Origin of the sequence: Streptomyces fuscigenes (genome assembly GCF_021556455.1) — a bacterium.
In the GTDB taxonomy this organism is placed as follows: Bacteria; Actinomycetota; Actinomycetes; order Streptomycetales; family Streptomycetaceae; genus Streptomyces; species Streptomyces fuscigenes.
This window is the reverse complement of record NZ_JAKGCV010000363.1, coordinates 1-5,764: the sequence shown is the minus strand read 5'-3', so window position 1 is coordinate 5,764 and position 5,764 is coordinate 1. Positions and strand designations below refer to the sequence as shown.

Below are 5,764 nucleotides of genomic sequence, written 5' to 3'. Positions count from 1 at the left end.
CGGGCAGCACGTGGGCGCCGGGCCGCGCCGACCCGGGCCCCGTGGTGCGGAAGCTCGCGCGGAAGGCGCCGGGCGTGACGCCGATGTTGCGGACGAAGGCGCGGCGCAGCGAGTCCGCCGAGCCGAGGCCCGTACGGCGGGCCACCGCGGACATGGGGTCGTCGCCCGTCTCCAGCAGGGTGCGGGCAGCCTCGACGCGGACCTGCTCGACGTAGCGCGCGGGGGTGGTGCCGAGGTCCTCGGCGAACAGCCGCCCGAGGTGGCGGACGCTGACGCCCGCCCGGCGGGCGAGGGCCGTGCCGGTGTGGTCGCCCGCGGGGTCCGCGGCGACCGAGTCGAGCACTCGGCGCAGCGCGGACCGGCGGGTGCCGGGCTGGCTGCTGCGCACGCTGAACTGCGACTGGCCGCCCGGCCGTTGCATGAAGACGACGAGGTCCTTGGCGACGGACCGGGCCACGTCGGCCCCCCAGTGCTCCTCCACGAGCGCGAGCGAGACGTCGATGCCCGAGCTCCCGCCGGCCGCGGTCATCATCCTGCCGTCCCGCACGAAGATGGCGTCGGAGTCGACGGTCAGCGAGGGGAACAGCGACGCGAGGTGGGGGGCGTAGCGCCAGTGCGTGGTGGCGTGGCGGCCCTCCAGGAGTCCCGCGGCCGCGAGCAGGAACGCTCCGGTGCACACGGAGGCGGTGCGCAGGGAGCCTGCGTCGAGCGAGCGGACCACGCGAAGGAGCGGCTCGTTCTCGACGAGGGGCCGCCAGGCGGGGCTGCCCGGGACGACCAGCACGTCGCTGGTGTCGGTCACGGCGTGGGCGGCGAGGTCGACGGGCAGCCGCACCCCGGAGGTGGTGAGGACGTCGGCGCCGTCCGCCGACACGGTGCGGATGCGGTAGTCGGCGCCGAACTGCGTGGCGGCCGAGAACACCTCGATCGGCGCCGTGACGTCCAGCAGGCGCACCCCCGGGAAGACGAGGACCGTGACGGTCAGGGGACGCGGTTCGCCGGCGGGACGCGGCTGCGGCCGGTGTGCTGCGCCGGGAGCCTGGTGCGGCTGGTTCATCGGAGTCTCCGGAAGGTGCGTGCGCGAGGCCGGACCGGCCCCGTCGCGCCCGCCCCGATCGAGGTGGCCGGCGTTCGGACGGGGCACCGTCCGCGGTGGTGACCGCCGGTGCGGTCGTGGGTGGCGCGGCCGGTCCCGGTGCCCGGACGGCGGCCGGCGGGCCGCGTGGCACCGGGGGTGCGCCCGGCGGCCGGGACGGCCCCGGCGGTGCGCGGGCCGGTGGGCGCTCCCCGGATCGGGCCGCGTCTCCCGGATCGCGTCAAAGAACGTTCATTCTCTTTCCTTTAGTCTAGGAAGCTCCTGGCTTCCGCGTCAATGTGAGGTGCACCGTGTCCCGCGCCACGACCGCCCCCGGCCCGGGCCGGCGCCCGTCGGGAGACGGCGACGGCCGGCGCGCCCTGCTGCTCGACGCCGCGGAGAAGATCTTCAACGCGCGCGGGATCCAGGCCGTGGGCATGGACCGGTTGCGCAGCGCCTCGGGACTGCCCCTGAAGCGCATCTACGAGCTGTTCCCGGGCAAGGACGCGGTGGTCGTCGCCACCCTGCGCAGGCGCCACACGCGGATGATGGCCGACATCGGCGCCCACGTCGACGCGGCCGGGAGCCCGCGCGAGCGGGTCCTGTCCCTCTTCGACTGGTTCCACGAGTGGTTCGAGACGCCGGAGTTCCGCGGCTGTCCCTGGATGAACGCGTACGGCGAACTCGGCCCGACGAATCCCGCGATCGCCGCCGAGGTGTACCACCACCAGCGCGAGTTCCGCGCGCTGCTGACCTCCGTGCCGAGGTCGGCGGGATGCTCCGAGGCCGTCGTCGGCGCCGTCTACCTCCTCGCGGAGGGGGCCGTGGCCGCCGCGGCCGTCCAGCACTCGCCGTCGCCCGCCGCGGAGGCCCGGGCGGCGGTCGCGGCCCTGCTCGCCGCGGACGCCCCCGCCTCCGGTGCCGCTGTCCCGGGCACCGCTGTCCCCGGCGCCGCTGCCTCCACTGCTCCGCCCGCCGGCGTCTGAGCGCCCGACGCGCCGGGCCCCACCGCGTCGGGCGGTGGGCGCCGGGTGATCAGGCGCCGGCCGCCGCCGGCGGGTCCTGCCGCCGCAGCTCGTCCAGCACGGCGTGGACGGCGGCGCGGGGCAGGGAGCCGCGGCGGACGGCCGCCGTGATGGTCCGCGTCACCGGGGCCGCCAGGTGGCTCGTCGCGACGCGGTAGCGCGTGTCGACCGCGAGGCCCGGCAGCAGCGCGATCGACAGCCCCGCCTCCACGTGCTGGAGCGTCATCATGTAGTTGCTGAAGCGGCACACCACTCTGGGCTCGAAGCCGGACTGCCGGCACAGCCGAAGTGCCAGGTTGGCCATGTACGACTGGGGTACGTCGAAGGCCCACGGCTCGTCGGCGCACGCCGCCAGGTCCACCGCGCCCCGCCCGGCCGCCGGGTGCCCGGGCGGCACCACCAGCAGGACCGGGTCCGTCGTCAGCCGCACGAGGTCGAGGTCCGGGCCGAGCGGCTGCTCGTCGAAGTCGGTGGTGGAGATGATGATGTCCGCGTCGCCGACCCTCAACGCCGGCATGCTGGCGTGCGGTTCCAGCTCCAGCAGCTCGACCTCCAGGTGCGGGTGCCTGCGGGCCAGCCGCACCACGGCCGGCACGGCCATCGAGTGGATGGCGCTCTGGAAGGCGCCCAGCCGCACGAGACCCGCCGGCTCGTCGCCGAAGCCGCGCAGTTCCGCCTCGACGCCGTCCATGTGGTCGAGGATCGCGCGCGCCCGGCGGGCGAGGATCAGGCCGGCCGGGGTCAGCCGCACCCGGCGGCCCGTCCGCTGGAGCAACTGCGTGTGTGTCTCCGCCTCCAGGACGGCCAGCTGCTGCGAGACGCTCGACGGGCTCAGATTCGAGGCCTGCGCCACCGCCCGGACGGTGCCCAGGGTGTCCAGCCGGCTCAGCAGCCGCAGCCGCCACGGGTTCATCACCCCTCCATTGTGCGGCTCCGCCGAACAGGAGAGCGGGAATCGTGAGATGGACGTGTCGCTGCGGCCCGCCCTACCGTCGACGGCATGGCTGCTTCCACCACCACCGCGGCGACCGCCGCGGACAACGCCGGGGCCTTCTGGACGGACGCCGAGAGGCACCTCGTCCGCTTCGGCGGCGACTTCACCCCCGAGATCATCGAGCGGGCCGCCGGGAGCCACGTCTACACCGCCGACGGCCGGAAGATCCTGGACTTCACCTCCGGTCAGATGAGCGCCGTCCTCGGCCACTCGCACCCGGCGATCGTCGAGACGGTCCGGCGCCAGATCGGGACCCTCGACCACCTCTTCAGCGGAATGCTCAGCCGTCCCGTGGTCGACCTCGCCCGGCGGCTGGCCGGCACGCTGCCCGAGCCGCTGCGCAAGGTGCTGCTGCTGACGACCGGAGCCGAGTCGAACGAGGCCGCGCTCCGCATGGCCAAGCTCGTGACGGGCAAGCACGAGGTCGTCTCGTTCGCCCGGTCGTGGCACGGCATGACCCAGGCCGCCGCTTCCGCGACGTACAGCGCCGGCCGCCGGGGCTACGGGCCGGGCGCGCCCGGCAACTTCGCGATCCCCGCGCCGAACGCGTACCGCCCGGACTTCACGGCGCCCGACGGCTCACTGGACTGGCGGCGCCAGCTGGACTTCTCCTTCGACCTGATCGACGCGCAGTCGACGGGCAGCCTGGCGGCATGCCTCGTCGAGCCGATCCTCAGCTCGGGCGGGATCATCGAGCCGCCCCCCGGCTACTTCGCCGCCCTGAGGGACAAGTGCCGCGAGCGCGGCATGCTGCTCATCGTCGACGAGGCGCAGACGGGCCTGTGCCGCACCGGCACCTGGTACGCGTTCGAGCGCGACGGCATCGTGCCGGACATCCTCACGCTCTCCAAGACGCTCGGCGCGGGCCTGCCGCTGGCCGCGGTCGTCACCAGCGAGGAGATCGAACAGGCGGCCCACGAGCGGGGGTTCCTCTTCTTCACCACGCACGCCGCCGATCCGCTCGTCGCGGCGGTCGGCAACACGGTCCTCGACGTGCTCGCCGAGGAGGGGCTCGACGAGCGCGCCCGGACGCTCGGCTCCTTCCTGCGCAAGGGTCTCGAGGAGATCGCCGGACGCCGTCCGGTCGTCGGCGACATCCGCGGGCGGGGCCTGCTCGCGGGGGTCGAGCTCGTCAGGGACCGGGAGACGAAGGAGGGCTCGGACGTCCTCGGCGCCCGCGTCACCCGGCGCTGCCTCGAACTCGGCCTGCACATGAACATCGTCCAGTTGCCCGGCATGGGCGGCGTGCTGCGCATGGCGCCGCCGCTGACGGCCTCCGAGGACGAGATCGCCGAGGGCCTGGCGATCCTGGACCGGGCCGTGGCGGACGCGTCGGCGGCTGTCTGAGCCGGTCGGCGCCGGAGCCTGATCCCGTATGCGCCCGTCGGCGCGGGGGGAGGTGCGCGGGCGGGCGGTGGCGTCGCGGGCGGGCGGTGGCGTGGGGGCGCAGGAGCGGGGAACGGGCGTGAAGCGCGCAGGCGCGGCCGGGGGCCGGGGACCGTCGAAGCCGCGGGCGGGGCCGGGGACCGCCGGCCCCGCCCGCGCCCGGTTCACGTGTCCGTCCAGCGCTCCGGGTCGGTTTCGAGCTCCGTCCGGTCCCAGCCGCCCGTGTCGGCCGCGGCCGCGTAGGTGGTGTGCAGGAAGCGGGAGAGGGCCCGGTCGGGGTCGTCGGCGGTGCGCACCGCCTCGTAGGGCAGCAGGAACTGCCCGTTCCGCGCGCTGTAGTGGGCCTCGGCCGGTTCGACGGGACTGGTGGCGTAGCCGTCGGGCTCGGGGTAGGCGTACGAGTAGAAGGCCCCCTCCTCGCCGCCGCCGGGCCAGAACCCGCAGCTGCTCAGCTCGTGCGAGTAGCCCTCAACCATGACCCAGTCGCCGCAGTTCGGGGCGCCGCCGGGGTGCTGGGGGGCGCGCCGGCCGGAGAAGCGCGTGCAGGCCAGGTCCATGCCGCCCCAGAAGAAGTGGACGGGACTTACCTTGCCGGCGAAGTACCCGCGGAAGGCGCCCAGCACACGGTTGGCCTGGAGGAGCTGGCGCCAGAACAGCATCGCCGCGGCCGGGTCGTAGCTGTGGTGCCCGTAGTCGTCCGCGAAGGGCACCGCCGTCTCCACCTCGTTCGGATGGCCCTGCACGGTGGTGGGAACACCGATGCCCTCAAGCTGCCGCAGGACGCGCGCGTGGAAGTCGGCCACCGGCATGGGCTCAAGGGGCAGGCCGGCCGCTCCACCGTCGCTGGTGCGCATGCGCAACAGGTGGTCGATGAAGTCGAATTCGATGTCGAAGGCGCCCGCGCCCGCCGGCACGGCGGAGGTGGTCAGCCCCCGGGGAGTCACGTAGAACGGGACCTGCCACCAGTGGTTGAGCAGGGGCGCGTGGGCGAGGCGCACCTTCCCGACGATCTGCATCCACATGTGGAGGGTGTCGCGGGTCTCGGTCCAGTCGTCGACCCGCAGCCGCGGCCACGCCTCGGCCACGCGTGACGTCAGTACGGTTTCCATGATCGTGGTCCCTTTGCGGTGCGCTGCCGGACCGTCCCCGTACCGCGGTGCGCCGGCCGGGGCCCTCGCCTCTTTCTCCACCCTGCACAGCGCCCTCGTGCTCCCGCAACCCGGCCGCCGGACGCCCGGCACGGCGCGAGGTGGCGCGCCCCGCCCGCGCGGGCGCGGCGGGCCG

The 5,764-nt window shown here is 74.8% G+C and carries 5 protein-coding genes; 2 read left to right on the top strand and 3 right to left on the bottom strand.

Annotated features, from left to right (window positions below):
* Positions 1–1,057, bottom strand: a 1,057-nt coding sequence (locus L1885_RS22415; RefSeq protein ID WP_235798973.1) for a GlxA family transcriptional regulator, incomplete at its 3' end; no start/stop codon positions are given.
* A 329-nt stretch (positions 1,058–1,386) separates the two neighbouring features.
* Between L1885_RS22415 and L1885_RS22410 the strand changes: the two genes are divergently transcribed.
* Positions 1,387–2,061 carry a TetR/AcrR family transcriptional regulator gene (locus tag L1885_RS22410; protein WP_235798972.1) on the top strand — a complete coding sequence of 225 codons (675 nt, stop codon included), beginning with the start codon at positions 1,387–1,389 and terminating at the stop codon, positions 2,059–2,061.
* Between the two features lie 49 nt (positions 2,062–2,110).
* Here L1885_RS22410 and L1885_RS22405 read toward each other — a convergent pair whose 3' ends face one another.
* The gene (locus L1885_RS22405) at positions 2,111–3,013 is read right to left on the bottom strand and encodes a LysR family transcriptional regulator (RefSeq protein ID WP_235798971.1); all 903 of its coding nucleotides are present in this window, start codon (positions 3,011–3,013) and stop codon (positions 2,111–2,113) included.
* Positions 3,014–3,100: 87 nt separating this feature from the next.
* On the opposite strand from L1885_RS22405, the gene L1885_RS22400 reads away from it, so the two are divergent.
* Positions 3,101–4,441 (top strand): aspartate aminotransferase family protein, encoded by a 1,341-nt coding sequence (locus tag L1885_RS22400; RefSeq protein ID WP_235798970.1) that lies wholly within the window; start codon positions 3,101–3,103, stop codon positions 4,439–4,441.
* A 203-nt stretch (positions 4,442–4,644) separates the two neighbouring features.
* Here the strand turns inward: L1885_RS22400 and L1885_RS22395 are convergent, their stop codons facing one another.
* Positions 4,645–5,589, bottom strand: a complete 945-nt coding sequence (locus L1885_RS22395; RefSeq protein WP_235798969.1) for a DUF5996 family protein — start codon at positions 5,587–5,589, stop codon at positions 4,645–4,647.
* Between the last annotated feature and the right edge of the window lie 175 nt (positions 5,590–5,764).

What these genes read in the sequence shown, in the direction of transcription:
- L1885_RS22405 (WP_235798971.1), bottom strand. Translation starts at nt 3,013, where the DNA reads ATGAACCCGTGGCGGCTGCGGCTGCTGAGCCGGCTGGACACCCTGGGC.
- L1885_RS22395 (WP_235798969.1), bottom strand. Translation starts at nt 5,589, where the DNA reads ATGGAAACCGTACTGACGTCACGCGTGGCCGAGGCGTGGCCGCGGCTG.
- L1885_RS22400 (WP_235798970.1), top strand. Translation starts at nt 3,101, where the DNA reads ATGGCTGCTTCCACCACCACCGCGGCGACCGCCGCGGACAACGCCGGG.